This window comes from Actinomycetospora lutea, from assembly GCF_028737205.1.
Classification (GTDB): Bacteria; Actinomycetota; Actinomycetes; order Mycobacteriales; family Pseudonocardiaceae; genus Actinomycetospora; species Actinomycetospora lutea.
The window spans coordinates 88,025-105,604 of sequence record NZ_JAQZAL010000006.1; the positions used below are offsets into that span (position 1 = coordinate 88,025).

At 71.3% G+C, this 17,580-nt stretch carries 31 protein-coding genes; 29 read left to right on the plus strand and 2 right to left on the minus strand.

From position 1 onward, the window contains the following. From rplB to truA, 29 genes are all read left to right on the plus strand, one after another. On the plus strand, positions 1 to 843 hold the full coding sequence (gene rplB / locus PHK61_RS08825) for a 50S ribosomal protein L2 (RefSeq protein ID WP_274280601.1): 843 nt from the start codon (positions 1 to 3) through the stop codon (positions 841 to 843). A gap of 23 nt (positions 844 to 866) precedes the next feature. Further along, positions 867 to 1,148 carry a 30S ribosomal protein S19 gene (gene rpsS, locus PHK61_RS08830; protein ID WP_116708465.1) on the plus strand — a complete coding sequence of 94 codons (282 nt, stop codon included), beginning with the start codon at positions 867 to 869 and terminating at the stop codon, positions 1,146 to 1,148. 54 nt (positions 1,149 to 1,202) lie between these two features. After that, positions 1,203 to 1,607, plus strand: a complete 405-nt coding sequence (gene rplV, locus PHK61_RS08835; protein ID WP_274280602.1) for a 50S ribosomal protein L22 — start codon at positions 1,203 to 1,205, stop codon at positions 1,605 to 1,607. Further along, positions 1,607 to 2,473, plus strand: a complete 867-nt coding sequence (gene rpsC, locus PHK61_RS08840) for a 30S ribosomal protein S3 (RefSeq protein WP_133829615.1) — start codon at positions 1,607 to 1,609, stop codon at positions 2,471 to 2,473. The genes rplV and rpsC overlap by 1 nt, the downstream gene beginning before the upstream one ends. Before the next feature lie 4 nt (positions 2,474 to 2,477). Next, complete coding sequence (gene rplP / locus PHK61_RS08845) at positions 2,478 to 2,894, plus strand: 50S ribosomal protein L16 (RefSeq protein ID WP_133829614.1); 417 nt, start codon at positions 2,478 to 2,480, stop codon at positions 2,892 to 2,894. Then, a complete protein-coding gene (rpmC, locus tag PHK61_RS08850; protein ID WP_133829613.1) occupies positions 2,894 to 3,130 on the plus strand; it encodes a 50S ribosomal protein L29 in 237 nt (78 codons plus the stop codon). The genes rplP and rpmC overlap by 1 nt, the downstream gene beginning before the upstream one ends. Positions 3,131 to 3,210: 80 nt before the next feature. Further along, positions 3,211 to 3,513: a 30S ribosomal protein S17 gene (gene rpsQ / locus PHK61_RS08855; protein ID WP_420791373.1), complete on the plus strand. Its 303-nt coding sequence runs from the start codon at positions 3,211 to 3,213 to the stop codon at positions 3,511 to 3,513. A gap of 46 nt (positions 3,514 to 3,559) precedes the next feature. Next, positions 3,560 to 3,928: a 50S ribosomal protein L14 gene (rplN, locus tag PHK61_RS08860; protein WP_116708470.1), complete on the plus strand. Its 369-nt coding sequence runs from the start codon at positions 3,560 to 3,562 to the stop codon at positions 3,926 to 3,928. Between the two features lie 3 nt (positions 3,929 to 3,931). Beyond that, positions 3,932 to 4,255, plus strand: coding sequence for a 50S ribosomal protein L24 (rplX, locus tag PHK61_RS08865; protein ID WP_274280603.1), 324 nt, complete (start codon positions 3,932 to 3,934; stop codon positions 4,253 to 4,255). 71 nt (positions 4,256 to 4,326) lie between these two features. Then, positions 4,327 to 4,860, plus strand: coding sequence for a 50S ribosomal protein L5 (gene rplE / locus PHK61_RS08870; protein WP_274280707.1), 534 nt, complete (start codon positions 4,327 to 4,329; stop codon positions 4,858 to 4,860). 1 nt (position 4,861) lies between these two features. After that, positions 4,862 to 5,047 carry a type Z 30S ribosomal protein S14 gene (locus tag PHK61_RS08875; RefSeq protein ID WP_116708473.1) on the plus strand — a complete coding sequence of 62 codons (186 nt, stop codon included), beginning with the start codon at positions 4,862 to 4,864 and terminating at the stop codon, positions 5,045 to 5,047. Between the two features lie 262 nt (positions 5,048 to 5,309). Then, the gene (rpsH, locus tag PHK61_RS08880; RefSeq protein ID WP_274280604.1) at positions 5,310 to 5,708 is read left to right on the plus strand and encodes a 30S ribosomal protein S8; all 399 of its coding nucleotides are present in this window, start codon (positions 5,310 to 5,312) and stop codon (positions 5,706 to 5,708) included. Between the two features lie 19 nt (positions 5,709 to 5,727). After that, complete coding sequence (rplF, locus tag PHK61_RS08885) at positions 5,728 to 6,264, plus strand: 50S ribosomal protein L6 (protein ID WP_274280605.1); 537 nt, start codon at positions 5,728 to 5,730, stop codon at positions 6,262 to 6,264. Beyond that, positions 6,264 to 6,674, plus strand: a complete 411-nt coding sequence (gene rplR / locus PHK61_RS08890; protein ID WP_274280606.1) for a 50S ribosomal protein L18 — start codon at positions 6,264 to 6,266, stop codon at positions 6,672 to 6,674. Before rplF ends, rplR begins: the two co-directional genes overlap by 1 nt. Positions 6,675 to 6,750: 76 nt before the next feature. Then, a complete protein-coding gene (rpsE, locus tag PHK61_RS08895) occupies positions 6,751 to 7,383 on the plus strand; it encodes a 30S ribosomal protein S5 (protein WP_274280607.1) in 633 nt (210 codons plus the stop codon). Position 7,384: 1 nt separating this feature from the next. Further along, complete coding sequence (rpmD, locus tag PHK61_RS08900; RefSeq protein WP_274280608.1) at positions 7,385 to 7,600, plus strand: 50S ribosomal protein L30; 216 nt, start codon at positions 7,385 to 7,387, stop codon at positions 7,598 to 7,600. A 3-nt stretch (positions 7,601 to 7,603) separates the two neighbouring features. After that, complete coding sequence (rplO, locus tag PHK61_RS08905) at positions 7,604 to 8,059, plus strand: 50S ribosomal protein L15 (protein ID WP_274280609.1); 456 nt, start codon at positions 7,604 to 7,606, stop codon at positions 8,057 to 8,059. 231 nt (positions 8,060 to 8,290) lie between these two features. After that, on the plus strand, positions 8,291 to 9,610 hold the full coding sequence (secY, locus tag PHK61_RS08910; RefSeq protein WP_274280610.1) for a preprotein translocase subunit SecY: 1,320 nt from the start codon (positions 8,291 to 8,293) through the stop codon (positions 9,608 to 9,610). A 62-nt stretch (positions 9,611 to 9,672) separates the two neighbouring features. Next, complete coding sequence (locus tag PHK61_RS08915; RefSeq protein WP_274280611.1) at positions 9,673 to 10,230, plus strand: adenylate kinase; 558 nt, start codon at positions 9,673 to 9,675, stop codon at positions 10,228 to 10,230. A gap of 96 nt (positions 10,231 to 10,326) precedes the next feature. Then, on the plus strand, positions 10,327 to 11,091 hold the full coding sequence (gene map, locus PHK61_RS08920) for a type I methionyl aminopeptidase (RefSeq protein ID WP_274280708.1): 765 nt from the start codon (positions 10,327 to 10,329) through the stop codon (positions 11,089 to 11,091). Positions 11,092 to 11,289: 198 nt separating this feature from the next. Then, positions 11,290 to 11,730: a DUF1707 SHOCT-like domain-containing protein gene (locus PHK61_RS08925; RefSeq protein WP_274280612.1), complete on the plus strand. Its 441-nt coding sequence runs from the start codon at positions 11,290 to 11,292 to the stop codon at positions 11,728 to 11,730. 177 nt (positions 11,731 to 11,907) lie between these two features. After that, positions 11,908 to 12,129, plus strand: a complete 222-nt coding sequence (infA, locus tag PHK61_RS08930) for a translation initiation factor IF-1 (RefSeq protein ID WP_030532868.1) — start codon at positions 11,908 to 11,910, stop codon at positions 12,127 to 12,129. A 31-nt stretch (positions 12,130 to 12,160) separates the two neighbouring features. Beyond that, entirely contained in the window at positions 12,161 to 12,274 is a 114-nt protein-coding gene (rpmJ, locus tag PHK61_RS08935) for a 50S ribosomal protein L36 (RefSeq protein WP_018330934.1), read from the plus strand. 210 nt (positions 12,275 to 12,484) lie between these two features. Continuing rightward, on the plus strand, positions 12,485 to 12,865 hold the full coding sequence (rpsM, locus tag PHK61_RS08940; RefSeq protein ID WP_274280613.1) for a 30S ribosomal protein S13: 381 nt from the start codon (positions 12,485 to 12,487) through the stop codon (positions 12,863 to 12,865). A 36-nt stretch (positions 12,866 to 12,901) separates the two neighbouring features. Next, the gene (gene rpsK, locus PHK61_RS08945; RefSeq protein ID WP_274280614.1) at positions 12,902 to 13,312 is read left to right on the plus strand and encodes a 30S ribosomal protein S11; all 411 of its coding nucleotides are present in this window, start codon (positions 12,902 to 12,904) and stop codon (positions 13,310 to 13,312) included. Between the two features lie 20 nt (positions 13,313 to 13,332). Next, positions 13,333 to 13,938 carry a 30S ribosomal protein S4 gene (gene rpsD, locus PHK61_RS08950; protein ID WP_274280615.1) on the plus strand — a complete coding sequence of 202 codons (606 nt, stop codon included), beginning with the start codon at positions 13,333 to 13,335 and terminating at the stop codon, positions 13,936 to 13,938. Positions 13,939 to 14,022: 84 nt separating this feature from the next. Next, complete coding sequence (locus PHK61_RS08955; RefSeq protein ID WP_274200589.1) at positions 14,023 to 15,096, plus strand: DNA-directed RNA polymerase subunit alpha; 1,074 nt, start codon at positions 14,023 to 14,025, stop codon at positions 15,094 to 15,096. Positions 15,097 to 15,191: 95 nt separating this feature from the next. Then, on the plus strand, positions 15,192 to 15,944 hold the full coding sequence (rplQ, locus tag PHK61_RS08960) for a 50S ribosomal protein L17 (protein WP_274280616.1): 753 nt from the start codon (positions 15,192 to 15,194) through the stop codon (positions 15,942 to 15,944). Positions 15,945 to 15,994: 50 nt separating this feature from the next. Continuing rightward, positions 15,995 to 16,858, plus strand: coding sequence for a tRNA pseudouridine(38-40) synthase TruA (gene truA, locus PHK61_RS08965; protein ID WP_274280617.1), 864 nt, complete (start codon positions 15,995 to 15,997; stop codon positions 16,856 to 16,858). On the opposite strand, the gene PHK61_RS08970 is transcribed toward truA, so the two are convergent. Together PHK61_RS08970 and PHK61_RS08975 are read right to left on the minus strand one after the other, a co-directional pair. Then, on the minus strand, positions 16,840 to 17,217 hold the full coding sequence (locus PHK61_RS08970; protein WP_274280618.1) for a VOC family protein: 378 nt from the start codon (positions 17,215 to 17,217) through the stop codon (positions 16,840 to 16,842). The two genes, truA and PHK61_RS08970, sit on opposite strands and share 19 nt — an antisense overlap. A gap of 34 nt (positions 17,218 to 17,251) precedes the next feature. Continuing rightward, a complete protein-coding gene (locus PHK61_RS08975) occupies positions 17,252 to 17,563 on the minus strand; it encodes a Rieske (2Fe-2S) protein (protein WP_274280619.1) in 312 nt (103 codons plus the stop codon). Between the last annotated feature and the right edge of the window lie 17 nt (positions 17,564 to 17,580).

A 17,580-nucleotide genomic window follows, 5' to 3' on the forward strand; every position in this document is an offset into this window, starting at 1 on the left:
ATGGGAATCCGTAGGTACAAGCCGACGACCGCCGGGCGGCGTGGCGCGAGCGTCTCGGACTTCGCCGAGATCACGCGCGACCACCCGGAGAAGTCGCTGATCCGCCCGCTGCACAACAAGGGCGGCCGCAACGTCACCGGGCGCATCACCACCCGGCACCAGGGCGGCGGCCACAAGCGGGCCTACCGGCTCATCGACTTCCGCCGTCACGACAAGGACGGCGTGCCGGCCAAGGTCGCGCACATCGAGTACGACCCCAACCGCAGCGCCCGCATCGCCCTGCTGCACTACGCCGACGGCGAGAAGCGCTACATCATCGCGCCGGAGCGTCTGGCCCAGGGCGCCACGGTCGAGGCCGGCCCGAAGGCCGACATCAAGCCGGGCAACAACCTGCCGATGCGCAACATCCCCACCGGCACGGTGATCCACGCGATCGAGCTCCGCCCCGGCGGCGGCGCGAAGATCGCGCGCTCGGCCGGTGCCCGCGTCCAGCTGGTCGCGAAGGACGGGCCGTACGCCCAGCTGCGGATGCCCTCGGGCGAGATCCGCAACGTCGACGTCCGCTGCCGCGCCACCATCGGCGAGGTCGGCAACGCCGAGCACTCGAACATCAACTGGGGCAAGGCCGGCCGCAACCGCTGGCGCGGCAAGCGCCCGACGGTCCGCGGCGTCGTCATGAACCCGGTCGACCACCCGCACGGCGGTGGTGAGGGCAAGACGTCCGGTGGCCGCCACCCGGTGAACCCGGCCGGTACGCCGGAGGGCCGCACCCGCGGCCGCAAGGAGAGCGACCGCATGATCGTGCGCCGCCGCCGCACCGGCAAGAACCGCAAGAAGCGCTGACGAGAGCAGGAGGGAGCGAAGCGATGCCACGCAGTCTCAAGAAGGGCCCGTTCGTCGACGACCACCTGCTCAAGAAGGTGGACGCGCTCAACGAGGCCAACCGCAAGACCGTCATCAGGACTTGGTCCCGTCGGTCGACGATCATCCCGGACATGATCGGCCACACGCTGGCCGTCCACGACGGGCGCAAGCACGTCCCGGTGTTCGTCTCGGAGTCCATGGTCGGGCACAAGCTCGGCGAGTTCGCCCCGACCCGCACGTTCCGCGGGCACGTCAAGGAGGACCGCCGCTCCCGTCGTCGCTAGGACGACATGGAGCGCGGGACCCCCATGGCCCGGAATCAGGAAGGAACGTCAGAGATGTCTGCACCAGCCGACACGGCCCCCCGCGGTGCCGTGGCGCGGGCGCGCTACGTGCGCATGTCGCCGATGAAGGTCCGCCGCGTGGTGGACCTCGTCCGCGGCATGCCGGTCGGTCAGGCCGCCTCGGTGCTGGAGTTCGCCCAGCAGAAGGCAGCCGGCCCGGTGGCCAAGGTCGTCGCGAGCGCGGTGGCCAACGCCGAGAACAACGTCGACCTGGACCCGGCGAACCTGGTGATCTCGACGATCACCGTCGACGAGGGTCCGACCATGAAGCGGTTCCAGCCCCGCGCGCAGGGCCGGGCCTACCGCATCCGGAAGCGGACCAGCCACATCTACGTCGAGGTGACCGAGGTGGCCCCGGCGCAGGGCGGCCGTTCGCGCGCGAAGAGGAGTGGCCGCTGATGGGCCAGAAGATCAACCCGCACGGCTTCCGCCTCGGGATCACCACCGACTGGAAGTCGCGCTGGTACGCCGACAAGCAGTACGCCGACTACGTCGCCGAGGACGTCAAGATCCGTCGCATGCTCTCCAAGGGCATGGAGCGGGCGGGCATCTCCAAGGTCGAGATCGAGCGCACCCGCGACCGCGTCCGCGTCGACATCCACACCGCGCGTCCCGGCATCGTCATCGGGCGCCGCGGCGCCGAGGCCGACCGCCTGCGCGGCAACCTCGAGAAGCTGACCGGCAAGCAGGTCCAGCTGAACATCCTCGAGGTCAAGGGCGCCGAGGCGGACGCGCAGCTCGTCGCGCAGGGCGTGGCCGAGCAGCTGTCCAACCGCGTGTCGTTCCGTCGCGCGATGCGCAAGGCCATGCAGTCGGCCATGCGCTCGCCGGGCGTCAAGGGCATCCGGGTGCAGTGCTCCGGCCGGCTCGGTGGCGCCGAGATGTCGCGCTCGGAGTTCTACCGCGAGGGCCGCGTGCCCCTGCACACGCTCCGCGCCGAGATCGACTACGGCCTGTTCGAGGCCCGGACCAACTTCGGCCGCATCGGCGTGAAGGTCTGGATCTACAAGGGCGACGTCGTCGGCGGGAAGCGCGAGTCGGAGCGCCAGGCCGCGCTCGACGCCGCGACCCGCGACCCGCGGGGTGGCCGTGGCCGCGGTGGCGGCAACGACCGTCCGCGCGGGCGTCGTTCCGGCTCGTCGGGCACGACCGGCACCAGCACCGAGGCCGGGCGCGCCGCCGCGGAGCAGGCCGCCGCCGGTGCCAGCACGGGCGGCGCGCCGGCCGGTGCCGCCCCCGAGGCGACCACGCAGACGGAGTCCTAGACCCATGCTGATCCCCCGCAAGGTCAAGTACCGCAAGCAGCACCGGCCGGACCGGACGGGCGCCGCCAAGGGCGGCACCCAGATGTCCTTCGGCGACTACGGCATCCAGGCCCTGGAGCACGCCTACGTCACCAACCGGCAGATCGAGTCCGCCCGTATCGCCATCACGCGGCACATCCGTCGTGGCGGCAAGGTGTGGATCAACATCTTCCCGGACCGGCCGCTGACCAAGAAGCCGGCCGAGACCCGCATGGGTTCCGGCAAGGGCTCGCCCGAGAAGTGGGTGGCCAACGTGAAGCCGGGCCGGGTCATGTTCGAGATGAGCTACCCGAACGAGGCCACGGCCCGCGAGGCCCTGCGCCGCGCGCAGCACAAGCTGCCGATGCGCTGCCGCATCGTGAGCCGTGAGGAGACCTTCTGATGGCCGCCGGAACCCCCGCCAGCGAGCTGCGCGAGCTCACGAGCGAGGAGCTCGTGGCCCGGGCCCGCGAGGCCAAGGCCGAGCTGTTCAACCTGCGCTTCCAGATGGCGACCGGGCAGCTGGACAACAACCGTCGACTGCGGACCGTGCGTCACGACATCGCGCGCATCTACACGGTGATGCGCGAGCGCGAGCTCGGCCTGTCGGTCGCCCCCGATGAGGAGGGAGCGGCATGAGCGAGACCCAGGACACGACTCCGTCCAGCTCGGGGGCCTCGGCCCCGGAGCGCGACGAGGAGCAGCAGGTCCGGTCCGAGGTGAAGCAGGGCGAGAACGCCCAGCAGAGCCCGGCCGAGGCCCGCAACGACGACCGCGGCCTGCGCAAGGTGCGTGAGGGCCTGGTCGTCTCGGACAAGATGGCCAAGACCATCGTCGTCAGCCTCGAGGACCGGGTGAAGCACCCGCGCTACTCGAAGGTCATCCGGCGCACGAAGAAGGTCAAGGCGCACGACGAGAACAACACTGCCGGCCCCGGCGACCGCGTCCTCCTCATGGAGACCCGGCCGCTGTCGGCCACCAAGCGCTGGCGTCTCGTCGAGATCCTCGAGAAGGCCAAGTGAGCCCTAGAAACCGTTCGCTGGTGCGGGCAGGTCAGGAGAAGAAGCAGTGATTCAGCAGGAGTCGCGGCTGCGGGTCGCCGACAACACCGGGGCCAGGGAAATCCTGTGCATCCGCGTGCTCGGTGGTTCCTCGCGCCGCTACGCGGGCATCGGCGACGTCATCGTCGCGACGGTCAAGGAGGCCATCCCGGCCTCCGGCGTCAAGCGCGGTGACGTGGTCAAGGCCGTCGTCGTGCGCACCCGCAAGGAGAAGCGCCGCCCGGACGGCTCGTACATCAAGTTCGACGAGAACGCCGCCGTCATCATCAAGAACGACCGTGAGCCCCGCGGGACCCGCATCTTCGGCCCCGTGGGCCGCGAGCTGCGCGACAAGAGGTTCATGCGGATCATCTCGCTCGCGCCGGAGGTGCTGTAGCAGATGAAGGTCAAGAAGGGCGACACGGTCGTCGTCATCGCCGGCAAGGACAAGGGCGCCAAGGGCAAGGTCATCCAGGCCTACCCCGACCGCGACAGGGTCCTCGTCGAGGGTGTCGGCCGCGTCAAGAAGCACACGGCCCAGTCCGCGAACCAGCGCGGTGCCCAGAGCGGCGGGATCGTCACGCAGGAGGCGCCGATCCACGTCTCGAACGTGATGGTCGTTGACGCCGACGGCAAGCCGACCCGCGTTGGCACCCGTGCGGGCGGCGAGGGCGAGCAGAAGCGCGTGCGCATCTCGCGGCGCAGCGGGAAGGACCTCTCGTGACCAGTACCGAAGCTCCCGCGGCGAACGGGACGCGCAGCGAAGCGGAGCCGGACCATCGAGACCGTCCGCGGCTGCAGCAGCGCTACCACGACGCGATCAAGCCGGCGCTGAACGAGCAGTTCGGGTACGCGAACCCGATGCTCATCCCCGGCGTCGTCAAGGTCGTCGTCAACATGGGCGTCGGCGAGGCCGCGCGTGACTCGAAGCTGATGGAGGGCGCGGTCCGCGACCTCACCCTCATCGCCGGCCAGAAGCCGGAGATCCGCAAGGCCCGCAAGTCGATCGCGCAGTTCAAGCTCCGCGAGGGCATGCCGATCGGTGCCCGCGCGACCCTGCGGGGCGCGCGCATGTGGGAGTTCCTGGACCGGCTGCTGACCATCGGCCTGCCGCGCATCCGCGACTTCCGCGGCCTGTCGCCGAAGCAGTTCGACGGGTCCGGCAACTACACGTTCGGTCTCTCGGACCAGACGATGTTCCACGAGATCGACCAGGACTCGATCGACCGGCCGCGGGGGATGGACATCACCGTGGTCACCTCCGCGACGACCGACGAGGAGGGCCGGGCGCTGCTCCGTCAGCTCGGCTTCCCGTTCAGGGAGAACTGAGATGGCGAAGAAGGCACTGGTCAACAAGGCCGCGCGCAAGCCGAAGTTCGCGGTGCGCGGGTACACGCGCTGCAACCGTTGCGGGCGCGCTCGCGCGGTCCTGCGGAAGTTCGGGCTCTGCCGGGTCTGCCTGCGCGAGATGGCGCACCGGGGCGAGCTCCCGGGCGTGAGCAAGGCTTCCTGGTGAGCCCCACGAAGACCTCAGGGAACACCGCCGAGGGTCCCGTGACCCCCGAGGCACCGAGCAGCGGGGCGATCGACCCCGAGCTCCTGCGCCTCATCCAGCGCGTCGCCCACCGCGAGCACCTGCTCGACGGCTCGGCCCAGGTCCATGGGCACACGCGCGTCCGTACCACCGCTGACAGCAGCTCCACACGCCGCAGGCCCGCCATCGGGAGCGCCCGCACGCGCGCCACCCGGGGAACCACGGCGAGGAAGGTGACCTGGTCATGACGATGACCGACCCGATCGCGGACATGTTGACGCGCATCCGCAACGCCAACTCGGCGTTCCACGAGAACGCGACCATGCCGCACAGCAAGCTCAAGGCCCACGTGGCGCAGGTCCTGCTCGAGCAGGGCTACATCGCCGGGTACCGCACCGAGGACGCCACGGTGGGCAAGTCCCTCGTGGTCGACCTCAAGTACGGCCCGAACCGCGAGCGCAGCATCGCCGGCATCAAGCGGGTCTCCAAGCCCGGCCTGCGCATCTACGCGAAGTCGAACGAGCTCCCGCGGGTGCTCGGCGGCCTCGGCGTCGCGATCATCTCGACGTCGTCCGGGCTCCTGACCGACCGGCAGGCCCACCAGCGACGGATGGGCGGGGAAGTCCTCGCCTTCGTCTGGTAGCGGGAAGGGGAACCGAACCATGTCACGCATCGGCAAGGCCCCGATCACCGTGCCGTCGGGCGTCGACGTCACCGTCGACGGGCAGAACGTCACGGTCAAGGGGCCCAAGGGCACGCTGAGCCACCAGGTCGACGAGCCGATCACGGTCTCGCTCGACGACGGTGTGCTCTCGGTCCAGCGCCCCGACGACGAGCGGGAGAGCCGCGCGCTGCACGGCCTGTCGCGCTCGCTGCTCAACAACCTGGTGCAGGGCGTCTCGCAGGGCTACGAGCGCAAGCTCGAGATCCACGGCGTCGGCTACCGGGTGCAGCTGCGGGGCTCGGACCTCGAGTTCGCGCTCGGCTTCAGCCACCCGGTGAAGATCACCCCGCCGGACGGCATCACGTTCGCGGTCGAGAGCCCGACCCGCTTCTCGGTCCAGGGCATCGACAAGCAGCTGGTGGGCCAGGTGGCCGCCAACATCCGCTGGCTGCGCCGTCCCGACCCCTACAAGGGCAAGGGCGTCCGCTACGCCGGCGAGCAGATCCGCCGCAAGGTCGGGAAGACGGGCAAGTGATGGCTGAGAACAACGGCACCACCACCAAGGCTCGGGGTCACCTGGGCAAGAACGTCTCGGAGACGCGGCGTACGGGTCGCACGCGCCGCCACGTCCGGCTGCGCAAGAAGATCGCCGGCACCCCGACGCGTCCCCGCCTGGTCGTCACCCGCTCCACGCGGCACATCACCGCGCAGGTGGTCGACGACATCGCCGGCCACACCCTCGCCCACGCCTCCACCCTGGAGGCCGACGTGCGCGGGATGGAGGGCGACAAGAAGGCCCAGGCCGCCAAGGTCGGGGAGCTCGTCGCCTCCCGCGCCAAGGACCAGGGCATCGACGCGGTCGTCTTCGACCGCGGCGGACGCCGCTACCACGGCCGCATCGCGCAGCTCGCGGACGCGGCCCGTGAGGGAGGGCTCCAGTTCTGATGCCGGGAGACGCAGCGAAGCGGAGCTCGACCCAGCGGACGAGCTCCGAGATGAACACGAACGGAAGGAACTCCTGATGCCGGGACGCACACGGCGCGACGGACCGGCCGGCTCCAACCAGCAGGGCGGCGAGCGTCAGGGCGGCAGCGCCGGTCGCGACCGCCAGCAGGGCGGCCGCGACCGCGGGCAGGACCGCACCCCGCACCTCGAGCGCGTCGTCGCCATCAACCGCGTGGCCAAGGTCGTCAAGGGCGGCCGCCGCTTCAGCTTCACCGCCCTGGTCGTCGTCGGCGACGGCGACGGCATGGTCGGTGTCGGCTACGGCAAGGCCAAGGAGGTGCCCGCCGCGATCGCCAAGGGCGTGGAGGAGGCGAAGAAGAACTTCTTCCGCGTCCCCCGGGTCGGCGGCACCATCACCCACCCCGTGCAGGGCGAGGAGGCGGCCGGCGTGGTCCTGCTGCGTCCGGCCAGCCCCGGTACCGGTGTCATCGCCGGTGGTCCGGTGCGCGCCGTGCTGGAGTGCGCGGGCATCGCGGACGTGCTGTCGAAGTCGCTCGGCAGCCAGAACGCGATCAACATCGTGCACGCCACGGTGGCGGCGCTGAAGGGCCTGCAGGTCCCCGAGGCCGTCGCGGCCCGCCGCGGTCTGCCCATCGAGGACGTCGCGCCGGCGCGGATGCTGCGCGCCCGCGCGGGGCAGGGGTCCTGACATGGCGGCAGACGAAGCGAAGCGGAGCTCGACCGGAACGGGAGACCTCAAGGTCACCCAGACCCGTTCCGAGATCGGCGGCAAGCGCAACCAGCGCGAGTCCCTGCGCACGCTGGGACTGCGCCGGATCGGCGCCACCGTCGTCCGCCCCGACACGCCCCAGAACCGGGGCCTGATCCACACCGTCCGTCACCTCGTGACGGTCGAGGAGGTGTGACCGATGGGTGATTCCCCCATCAAGCTGCACCACCTGCGTCCGGCGCCGGGGGCCAAGACCGAGAAGACCCGCGTGGGTCGCGGTGAGGCCTCCAAGGGCAAGACCGCCGGTCGCGGCACCAAGGGCACCGGCGCCCGCAAGAACGTCCCCTCGGCGTTCGAGGGTGGCCAGATGCCGCTGCAGATGCGGCTGCCGAAGCTCAAGGGCTTCCGCAACCGCAACAAGGTGGTCTCGCAGGTCGTCAACGTCGGCGACCTGGCCCGCCTGTTCCCCGACGGCGGCGAGGTCGGCCCGGCCGAGCTCGTGGGCGCCGGCGCCGTGCGCCCGGGGCACCCGATCAAGGTGCTCGGGACCGGCGAGGTCGGCTCGGTGGCGCTGCGCGTCACCGCGCACGCCTTCTCGGGCTCGGCGAGCGAGAAGCTGTCTGCCGCGGGCGGCAGCGCGACCGTCGTCGAGTAAGGCCGAGTAGGAGCATCAACGTGCCGACGTCTCCGGCCTCGGGCCGCTCCGCACAGGGAGCGGCCCGGGGCCGGTGGCGTCTCCCCGTGTAGTCTCGCCCCGGGCCGCTTCGACCGGTCCGGCCCGGCCCCGGCGCGCCGCCCCCGCGGCGCGCGGCCGGTGATCACCGGCCCGCGCGGCTCCGAATCCCGACGAGCCCGCGGTGCGGCCGAACGACATCTGGAGGTCCGAGTGCTCGGCGCCGTGCGGTCAGCCCTGGCCACACCGGACCTGCGCAAGAAGATCCTGTTCACGCTCGGCATCGTCGCCGTCTACCGCCTCGGGGCGACGCTCCCGGCGCCCGGCGTCTCCTACTCGAACGTGCAGGAGTGCCTGCGTCAGGTCCAGGGCAGTGACGCCGCGAGCGTCTACTCGCTGATCAACCTCTTCTCCGGCGGAGCGCTGCTCCAGCTGTCGATCTTCGCGCTGGGCATCATGCCGTACATCACGGCGAGCATCATCGTCCAGCTGCTGACGGTCGTGATCCCCCGTTTCGAGCAGTTGAAGAAGGAGGGGCAGAGCGGTCAGAGCAAGCTCACGCAGTACACGCGCTACCTGACCATCGCCCTCGCGGTCCTGCAGTCGACGGGCATCGTCGCCCTCGCCGACCGCAACCAGCTCTTCCAGGACTGCGACCCCTCGCAGTTCCCGATCCTGCCGAACGCCGACATCTTCGACCTCGCGGTCATCGTCATCGTCATGACGGCGGGCACCGCGGTCATCATGTGGTTCGGCGAGCTCGTCACCGAGCGCGGCGTCGGCAACGGCATGTCGCTGCTGATCTTCACCTCGATCGCCGCCCGCATCCCCGCCGAGGGCAACACGATCCTGCAGAACGCCGGCCCGCTGGCGTTCACGGTGGTCTGCGCGTTCGGCCTGGTCATCATCGCGAGCGTCGTGTTCGTCGAGCAGGGCCAGCGGCGCATCCCCGTGCAGTACGCGAAACGCATGGTCGGGCGCCGGATGTACGGCGGGACGTCGACCTACCTGCCGCTGAAGGTCAACCAGGCCGGTGTCATCCCGGTCATCTTCGGCTCCTCGCTGCTCTACCTGCCCGACCTGCTCTCGCGGATCACGGGCAACCAGAACTCGGGCTTCTCGCGGTTCGTCTCGACCTACCTCGCGAACCAGTCCAACTGGCTGCACATCCTGCTGTACTTCGCGCTGATCATCTTCTTCACGTACTTCTACGTCTCGATCACGTTCAACACCGAGGAACGTGCCGACGAGATGAAGAAGTTCGGCGGGTTCATCCCCGGGATCCGTCCCGGGCGTCCCACGGCCGAGTACCTCAGCTACGTGCTGTCCCGGATCACGTTGCCGGGATCCATCTACCTCGGCATCATCGCCGTCCTGCCGAACTTCTTCCTGGGCCTGACCGGTCAAGGGCAGAACCAGAACTTCCCCTTCGGGGGCACGGCTGTTCTGATCATGGTGGGCGTCGGGCTGGACACGGTGAAGCAGATCGAGAGCCAGCTGATGCAGCGCAACTACGAGGGTTTCCTGCGCTGACCGCGAGCGGTCGAGCGGCGGGTCCGGTGTACACGGGATAGTCAGGGCGAAGGAGCGTTGTCGTGAGGATCGTGCTGGTGGGACCGCCGGGTGCGGGCAAGGGAACGCAGGCCGCACGGCTGGCCGAGCGCCTGGACGCGCCCCACATCTCCACCGGCGACATCTTCCGCGAGAACATGAAGAACGAGACGGAGCTGGGCAAGGAGGCCCAGCGCTACGTCGACGCCGGCGACCTCGTGCCCGACGAGGTCACCGTGAAGATGGTCAAGGACCGCCTCGCGCAGCCCGACGCGCAGGAGGGCTTCCTGCTCGACGGGTTCCCGCGCAACACCGCGCAGGCCCAGGAGCTCGAGAGCGTGCTGGGCGAGCTCGATCAGCGCCTCGACGCGGTGCTCGTGTTCGAGGTCGAGGACGAGGAGCTCGTCAAGCGCCTCATGGCCCGCGGGCGCTCGGACGACACCGAGGAGACCATCCGGCACCGCCAGGAGGTCTACCGCTCGGAGACCGAGCCGCTGATCGAGCACTACCGGGACATCGCGGTGCGGGTGGACGCCGTCGGATCGGTCGAGGAGATCACCGACCGCGCCATGGACGCCCTCGCCGACGAGCCCGACGACTGAGTGGGCAACCCGAGCCGCGGTCTGACCGGCCTCACCGAGGCGGTCTCCGCCGGGGTCGGCGGTCTCGCCGACCGCGTGCGGGGGCGCCTCGTGGAGATGAAGACCCCCGGCCAGATCGAGGCGATGCGCGCCGCGGGCCTCGTCGTGGCCTCCGCGCTCGCCGCGGTCACCGAGGCGGCCCGGCCCGGGGCCAGCACCGCCGACCTCGACGAGGTCGCCGAGGCGACCATCCGCGAGGCCGGCGCCGAGCCCTCCTTCCTCGGGTACCAGGGGTTCCCGGCGTCGATCTGCGCCTCGGTCAACGAGCAGGTCGTGCACGGCATCCCGTCGCGGGAGCAGGTGCTCGGCGACGGCGACCTGGTCTCGATCGACTGCGGGGCGATCCTCGACGGCTGGCACGGCGACGCGGCGGTGACGCTGCTGATCGGCACTCCCAGACCGCAGGACGAGGCCATCTCGGCGGCCTGCCGGTCGGCGATGGAGGCGGGGATCGCCCGGCTCGTGCCCGGCGGCCGTCTCGGCGACGTGGGGCACGCCATCGAGGAGGAGGCCCGCCGCCGCGGCGCGGAGGACGGCCGCGAGTACGGCGTCGTCGCCGACTACGGCGGGCACGGCATCGGGACCTCGATGCACATGGAGCCGTTCGTCCCGAACCTCGGCCGCGCCGGCACCGGGATGCGGCTGCGCAGCGGGATGGTGCTCGCCATCGAGCCCATGCTCACCGGCGGCAGCGACGAGACCGAGGAGCTCGAGGACGGCTGGACCGTCGTCACCGCGGACGGCAGCCGCGCCGCGCACTGGGAGCACTCGGTGGCGGTCACCGACGACGGCCCCCGCGTGCTCACCGCACCGGCGTCCTGAGGCGCCGCCCGCGCGGTCGGCGCCGCTCTCGGGAGCGAGGGCGTCCCTGGGTGCGTGGGAGGCAGCGAGGGTGACCCTCGCGGCCGGGCACGTGGCACGGTGGCGCGGACGCGGGAGCACTCGCCAGTGAAGTCGGATAGCGGAACTATCTGCTCGCTGTTACGCTCGGACCCTGTCGAGGAGAACGGGGTGGTCGTCGTGGACGGGTCCGATCAGGTGCGTGTGGCGGACGTCGAGCGCGAGCGGGTGGCGGCGGCGCTGGCGCAGGCTCATGGCGAGGGGCGCCTGACCCTCGCCGAGTACGACGAGCGGGTGCGCGCGGCCCACGGCGCGGTGGTGCGCGCCGACCTGGCGCCGCTGACCGCCGACCTCCCGCCGGCACCCGCGGCCGAGCAGGCCCCGCGGCGCCGGCCTCGCGTGTCGCCGCTGCGGGCCGCCCTCGCCGTGTGGGCGGCGGTGTCCGTGCTGAACCTGGTGATCTGGGTGGCCGTGTCGGTCGGGACGGGCGCGCCGGTGGCACCCTGGTGGATCTGGGTCGCCGGGCCGTGGGGCGTGGTGCTCGTCCTGCAGGCGCTCGCGGCGCGGGCCGGGTTCACCCCGCCCGGGCCGTTCGGGTGCGCGGTGAGAACCCCCCGGTGACGCGGCACTCGACACGCCGCGCGTACACTCGACAGCTGGTGCGCGTGTCGTGCCGGTGTCCGCGCGCTCCGCGTCGGGGACGCCGAGACGCCGCGCTCCCCGTCCCCGGACTCCCACGCTCGCCGAGCGTGGTCGTCCCGTGGGACGGCAGCGTACGTCGAGAAGAATGCGGAGGACATGGCGAAGAAGGACGGCGCCATCGAGGTCGAGGGGCGGGTCATCGAGCCCCTGCCCAATGCGATGTTCCGGGTGGAGCTCGAGAACGGGCACAAGGTCCTGGCGCACATCAGCGGCAAGATGCGTCAGCACTACATCCGGATCCTCCCCGAGGACAAGGTCGTCGTGGAGCTGTCGCCCTACGACCTCTCGCGCGGCCGGATCGTCTACCGCTACAAGTGATCACAGCCTCGGGATCAGTGAGGAAGAGGACGTGAAGGTCCAGCCGAGCGTCAAGCGCATCTGCGCCAAGTGCCAGGTGGTCCGCCGTCACGGGCGGGTCATGGTCATCTGCGACAACCTGCGCCACAAGCAGCGCCAGGGCTGACGCGCCCGACCGGGCGCACCGGGCCGATGCGCCCACCGCGCCCACCGCGGCCCCGCGCCGCACACCACACACCTCCCCGCACCTACGTCGGCACGAGAGATCGCGCCCCGGCGGAGCACCCCCGGCACGGGAGGCCGGGGCCCGGAGCCCAGCGCTCCGGGACGGGCAGGGAGCCAGACCTCCCGGACGACACGAGGAGCACGTCGCCCCATGGCACGACTCGCCGGCGTCGATCTCCCCCGCGAGAAGCGGATGGAGATCGCGCTGACCTACATCTTCGGGATCGGCCGCAGCCGAGCCCGCGAGATCCTCACCGAGACCGGCATCGACTTCGACCTGCGGTCGAAGGACCTGTCGGACTCCGACGCCGCCACGCTGCGGGCGTACATCGAGAACCACTTCCGGGTCGAGGGCGACCTGCGCCGTGAGGTCCAGGCGGACATCCGGCGCAAGGTCGAGATCGGCAGCTACCAGGGGCTGCGGCACCGCCGCAATCTCCCGGTGCACGGGCAGCGGACGAAGACCAACGCCCGGTCGCGCAAGGGCCCCAAGAAGACGGTTGCCGGCAAGAAGAAGGCCGCGCGCAAGTAGTCGCGCCCCCACACCCCCCGAAACGGAAGAGAAGGCATGCCACCCAGGACTCGCCAGGGCGCGGCCGGGACCAAGAAGGTCCGGCGCCGGGAGAAGAAGAACATCTCCCACGGCCACGCGCACATCAAGAGCACGTTCAACAACACGATCGTCTCGATCACCGACCCCACCGGCAACGTCATCAGCTGGGCGTCGGCCGGCCACGTGGGCTTCAAGGGCTCGCGCAAGTCGACGCCGTTCGCCGCGCAGATGGCTGCCGAGAACTGCGCCCGCAAGGCCGCCGAGCACGGGATGAAGAAGGTCGACGTCTTCGTCAAGGGCCCGGGCTCGGGTCGTGAGACCGCCATCCGTTCGCTGCAGGCCGCGGGCCTCGAGGTCGGCACCATCGCCGACGTCACGCCGCAGCCGCACAACGGCTGCCGTCCGCCGAAGCGTCGCCGGGTCTAAGGCCGGAGAGGAGACACCACATGGCTCGCTACACCGGCCCCGCCACCCGCAAGTCCCGCCGTCTCAAGGTCGACCTGATCGGCGGCGACAAGTCCTTCGAGCGCCGCCCGTACCCGCCGGGGCAGCACGGCCGGATCCGCATCAAGGAGTCCGAGTACCTGCTGCAGCTGCAGGAGAAGCAGAAGGCCCGCTTCACCTACGGCCTGCTCGAGAAGCAGATGCGCGCCTACTACGAGGAGGCGAACCGTCGCGAGGGCAAGACCGGCGACGAGTTCCTCAAGCTCCTCGAGTCGCGGCTCGACTCGGTGGTCTACCGGGCCGGCCTCGCGCAGACCCGTCGTCAGGCCCGCCAGCTCGTCGGGCACGGCCACTTCCTGGTCAACGGCCAGAAGGTCGACGTCCCCAGCTACCGGGTGACGCAGTACGACATCATCGACGTCCGGGAGAAGTCCCGGAACATGCTGCCCCTCGTGGTGGCGAAGGAGAACTTCGGCGACCGCCCCGTCCCGGGGTGGCTGCAGGTCGTCCCGGACAGCCTGCGCGTGTTCGTCCACTCGCTCCCGGAGCGGTCGCAGATCGACACGCCGGTCCAGGAGCAGCTCATCGTCGAGTTCTACTCGAAGTAGTCGGTACCCCGGCCCGGGCAGCCTGCTCGGGCCGGGTCGGGTTCGGCGTCAAATAGCGGACGCCGCATCGGAAGGAATTCGTCAGTGCTGATCTCCCAGCGTCCTGCTCTCTCCGAGGACGCCATCGACGACACCCGCTCCCGGTTCGTCATCGAGCCGCTGGAGCCGGGTTTCGGCTACACCCTCGGCAACTCGCTGCGTCGCACCCTGCTGTCGTCCATCCCGGGCGCGGCCGTGACCAGCATCCGTGTCGACGGGGTCCTCCACGAGTTCACCACCGTGCCGGGGGTGAAGGAGGACGTCACCGACATCATCCTCAACCTCAAGGAGCTCGTCGTGAGCTCCGAGGAGGACGAGCCGGCGACCATGTACCTGCGCAAGCAGGGCCCGGGCACGGTGACCGCGGGGGACATCGTCCCGCCGGCCGGCGTGACCGTGCACAACCCCGACCTGCACATCGCGACCCTGAACGACCAGGGCCGCCTGGAGGTCGAGCTGGTCGTCGAGCGTGGCCGCGGGTACGTCCCGGCCGCGCAGAACAAGGCCTCCGGCGCCGAGATCGGCCGCATCCCGGTCGACTCGATCTACTCGCCGGTGCTCAAGGTCAGCTACAAGGTCGAGGCGACCCGCGTCGAGCAGCGCACCGACTTCGACAAGCTGATCCTCGACGTCGAGACCAAGCCGTCGATGACGCCGCGCGACGCCATCGCGTCCGCGGGTCGCACGCTGGTCGAGCTCTTCGGCCTGGCCCGTGAGCTCAACGTCGACGCCGAGGGCATCGAGATCGGCCCCTCGCCCGCCGAGGCCGACTCGATCGCCGCGTTCGCGATGCCCATCGAGGACCTCGACCTCACGGTCCGGTCCTACAACTGCCTCAAGCGGGAGGGCATCCACACGGTCGGCGAGCTCGTCGGCCGCTCGGAGGCCGACCTGCTGGACATCCGCAACTTCGGTGCGAAGTCCATCGACGAGGTCAAGATGAAGCTCGCCGGCCTCGGCCTGGCCCTCAAGGACAGCCCGCCCGGGTTCGACCCGTCCGCCGCGGCGGCCGACTACCCGTCCGAGGGCTTCGAGTCGTACGGCTCCGACGGCGGCTTCGGCGGCTACGGGGTCTCCGACGACGACGGCCAGGACTACGCCGAGACCGAGCAGCTCTGAGCAGTCCCTCTTTCCAGCAACTCTGACGTGCTGCCCCCTCCCCGGTCCCGTGCGCGGGCCGGGGAGGAAAGGCGTCACGAGACAGGAGCAGTGACATGCCCCAGCCCAGCAAGGGCCCGCGGCTCGGGGGATCCCCCGACCACCAGAAGCTGATGCTGGCCAACCTGGCCACGTCGCTCTTCACCCACGGTCGCATCCACACCACGCGGGCCAAGGCCGAGCGCCTGCGCCCGTACGCGGAGCGGCTGATCACCAAGGCCAAGAAGGGCGGCCTGCACAACCGTCGCCTCATCGCGGAGCAGATCCGCGACAAGGACGTCGTGCACCGCCTCACGGCCGAGATCGGCCCGTTCTTCGCCGACCGTCCCGGCGGCTACACGCGCATCATCAAGACGCTGCCGCGCAAGGGCGACAACGCGCCCATGGCCGTCATCGAGCTGGTCAACGAGCGGACCGCGTCCGCGGAGGCCTCGCAGGCCACCCGCACCGCGGCCCCGCAGACCTCCTCGGGCCCGGGCGCCGAGGTCGGCGGCACCGCGACCGGTGCGGCCGCGACCGCGGCGACCATCGCGGCGGCCGAGTCGACCGAGTCGGCCGAGTCGGCCGAGACGGCGGCCTCGCCGGAGCCGGCCGAGCCGACCGACGCCGCCGACACGGTCGAGGACGCCGACTCGTCGGCGACCACCTCGGCGGACGACGCGGCGGACGCGACCTCGGGCGACTCCTCGGGCGAGGACGCCGTCCCCGAGGAGATGGCCGACAACGCGGCGGCCGCCGCCGGCCTCGACACGTCCGAGGACGCCGACTCGTCGGCGACCACGGACGGCGGGACGGACGACAAGCCCTGACCGACGACGTCCTCCGCGAGCCCGCTCCCGATCCCGGGGGCGGGCTCGCGGTGTCTCCGGACGCGGAGCGCAGCGGAGCCGGACCATCGGCTCTGCCCAGGTACCGCCTGGACCTCGCCTACGACGGCACCGACTTCTCGGGGTGGGCGCGCCAGCCCGGGCTGCGCACGGTGCAGGGTGTCCTCGAGGACACCCTCGCCACGGTCTGGCGGGTGCCGGTGGCGCTGACCGTGGCGGGCCGTACCGACGCCGGGGTGCACGCCGACGCGCAGGTCTGCCACGTCGACCTGCCGGAGTCGGTGGCGATCCACCCGGGCCTCGTCGGCCGCCTCGCCCGGATGCTGCCCCCGGATGTCAGGGTGCGGTCGGTCGTCCCCGCGCCGGAGGGGTTCGACGCCCGCTTCTCCGCGTGCCGGCGCCACTACCTCTACCGCGTGAGCACCGCCCCGTGGGGCCCGGAGCCGCTGCGCGCCCGCGACACGCTGCGCTGGCCGCGCCCGCTCGACGTCGACGCGATGAACGAGGCCGGCCGCGGTCTGCTCGGCGAGCACGACTTCGCCGCCTACTGCCGCCCCCGCGCCGGGGCCACGACCGTGCGCGAGCTCCAGCGCCTGGAGTGGACCCGCGAGCCCGGCGAGACCGACGTCCTCGCCGCGCGGCTGTCCGCCGACGCGTTCTGCCACTCGATGGTCCGCTCGGTGGTCGGCGCGCTGCTGGCCGTGGGCGAGGGCCGCCGCCTCGTGGACTGGCCGGCCCGCCTGCTCACCGCGCGCGAGCGCTCGAGCGAGGTCACGGTGGTCGCCGCCCGGGGCCTGCGTCTCGTCGGCGTCGACTACCCCGACGCACCGGACCTCGCCGCCCGCGCGGCGCGGACCCGCCGCCGTCGCGACGAGGCTCAGCCCCCGCTGCCGTAGGGGCGGGTGAGGATCTCGAGGTTGTGGCCCTCGGGGGAGTCGAAGTAGGCGCCCTGCCCGCCGTCGTTCGTGTTCTGCCCGGGCCGGCGGTGCCCGGGATCGGCGAACGTCGGCACCCCGCGCTCCCGCAGCCGCTCCGCGATGACCGCGAACTCGTCGTCGGGGACCAGGAAGGCGTAGTGCTGCGGGTGGGGCTCGGCGACGGCCATGTAGTCGAGGCTCAGGCCGTGCGCGACCTCCACGACCGTGAACGGCCCGAAGTGCGTGGGCGCCGGCAGGCCGAGCACCTCGGTGAGGAACGCGGCGCCCGCATCCGGGTCGGGCGACTCGACGATGGTGTGGTTCAGCTCGATGCTCATGGGTCCCACGGTCCGACCTCGAGCAAGGTCGAGGTCAAGGGACCGCGACGGCGATCGTCCCGTCCGCGTCGACGCGGCAGGGGTACGCGACGAGGTCGCAGCCGCCGGGGTCGAGCCCGCGGCCGGTGGCGGCGTCGAACGTGTAGCGGTGGTTGGCGCACGTGAGCACCCCGCCGGCGAGCGTGCCGCGCTCGAGGGGCCAGGCGCGGTGCGGGCAGCGGTTGTCGTAGGCGCGCACCTCGTCGCCGGCGCGGACGAGCAGGACCCGCCGCCCGCCGACCATCACCGGGCGCATCGCCGGCAGGTCGTCGAGCGCGAGGACCGCGACGTAGGAGGGTGTCGTCACGTCCCCAGACTGGCCCG

What these genes read in the sequence shown, in the direction of transcription:
- map (WP_274280708.1), top strand. Translation starts at nt 10,327, where the DNA reads ATGAAGACCCCCGGCCAGATCGAGGCGATGCGCGCCGCGGGCCTCGTC.
- rpsM (WP_274280613.1), top strand. Translation starts at nt 12,485, where the DNA reads ATGGCACGACTCGCCGGCGTCGATCTCCCCCGCGAGAAGCGGATGGAG.
- infA (WP_030532868.1), top strand. Translation starts at nt 11,908, where the DNA reads ATGGCGAAGAAGGACGGCGCCATCGAGGTCGAGGGGCGGGTCATCGAG.
- rplO (WP_274280609.1), top strand. Translation starts at nt 7,604, where the DNA reads ATGGGTGATTCCCCCATCAAGCTGCACCACCTGCGTCCGGCGCCGGGG.
- rpmD (WP_274280608.1), top strand. Translation starts at nt 7,385, where the DNA reads ATGGCGGCAGACGAAGCGAAGCGGAGCTCGACCGGAACGGGAGACCTC.
- rplF (WP_274280605.1), top strand. Translation starts at nt 5,728, where the DNA reads ATGTCACGCATCGGCAAGGCCCCGATCACCGTGCCGTCGGGCGTCGAC.
- PHK61_RS08875 (WP_116708473.1), top strand. Translation starts at nt 4,862, where the DNA reads ATGGCGAAGAAGGCACTGGTCAACAAGGCCGCGCGCAAGCCGAAGTTC.
- rpsE (WP_274280607.1), top strand. Translation starts at nt 6,751, where the DNA reads ATGCCGGGACGCACACGGCGCGACGGACCGGCCGGCTCCAACCAGCAG.
- rpsD (WP_274280615.1), top strand. Translation starts at nt 13,333, where the DNA reads ATGGCTCGCTACACCGGCCCCGCCACCCGCAAGTCCCGCCGTCTCAAG.
- rplB (WP_274280601.1), top strand. Translation starts at nt 1, where the DNA reads ATGGGAATCCGTAGGTACAAGCCGACGACCGCCGGGCGGCGTGGCGCG.
- rplX (WP_274280603.1), top strand. Translation starts at nt 3,932, where the DNA reads ATGAAGGTCAAGAAGGGCGACACGGTCGTCGTCATCGCCGGCAAGGAC.
- rplV (WP_274280602.1), top strand. Translation starts at nt 1,203, where the DNA reads ATGTCTGCACCAGCCGACACGGCCCCCCGCGGTGCCGTGGCGCGGGCG.
- rpsK (WP_274280614.1), top strand. Translation starts at nt 12,902, where the DNA reads ATGCCACCCAGGACTCGCCAGGGCGCGGCCGGGACCAAGAAGGTCCGG.
- rpmC (WP_133829613.1), top strand. Translation starts at nt 2,894, where the DNA reads ATGGCCGCCGGAACCCCCGCCAGCGAGCTGCGCGAGCTCACGAGCGAG.
- rpsC (WP_133829615.1), top strand. Translation starts at nt 1,607, where the DNA reads ATGGGCCAGAAGATCAACCCGCACGGCTTCCGCCTCGGGATCACCACC.
- rpsH (WP_274280604.1), top strand. Translation starts at nt 5,310, where the DNA reads ATGACGATGACCGACCCGATCGCGGACATGTTGACGCGCATCCGCAAC.
- PHK61_RS08970 (WP_274280618.1), bottom strand. Translation starts at nt 17,217, where the DNA reads ATGAGCATCGAGCTGAACCACACCATCGTCGAGTCGCCCGACCCGGAT.
- rplR (WP_274280606.1), top strand. Translation starts at nt 6,264, where the DNA reads ATGGCTGAGAACAACGGCACCACCACCAAGGCTCGGGGTCACCTGGGC.
- rplQ (WP_274280616.1), top strand. Translation starts at nt 15,192, where the DNA reads ATGCCCCAGCCCAGCAAGGGCCCGCGGCTCGGGGGATCCCCCGACCAC.
- rplP (WP_133829614.1), top strand. Translation starts at nt 2,478, where the DNA reads ATGCTGATCCCCCGCAAGGTCAAGTACCGCAAGCAGCACCGGCCGGAC.
- rpsS (WP_116708465.1), top strand. Translation starts at nt 867, where the DNA reads ATGCCACGCAGTCTCAAGAAGGGCCCGTTCGTCGACGACCACCTGCTC.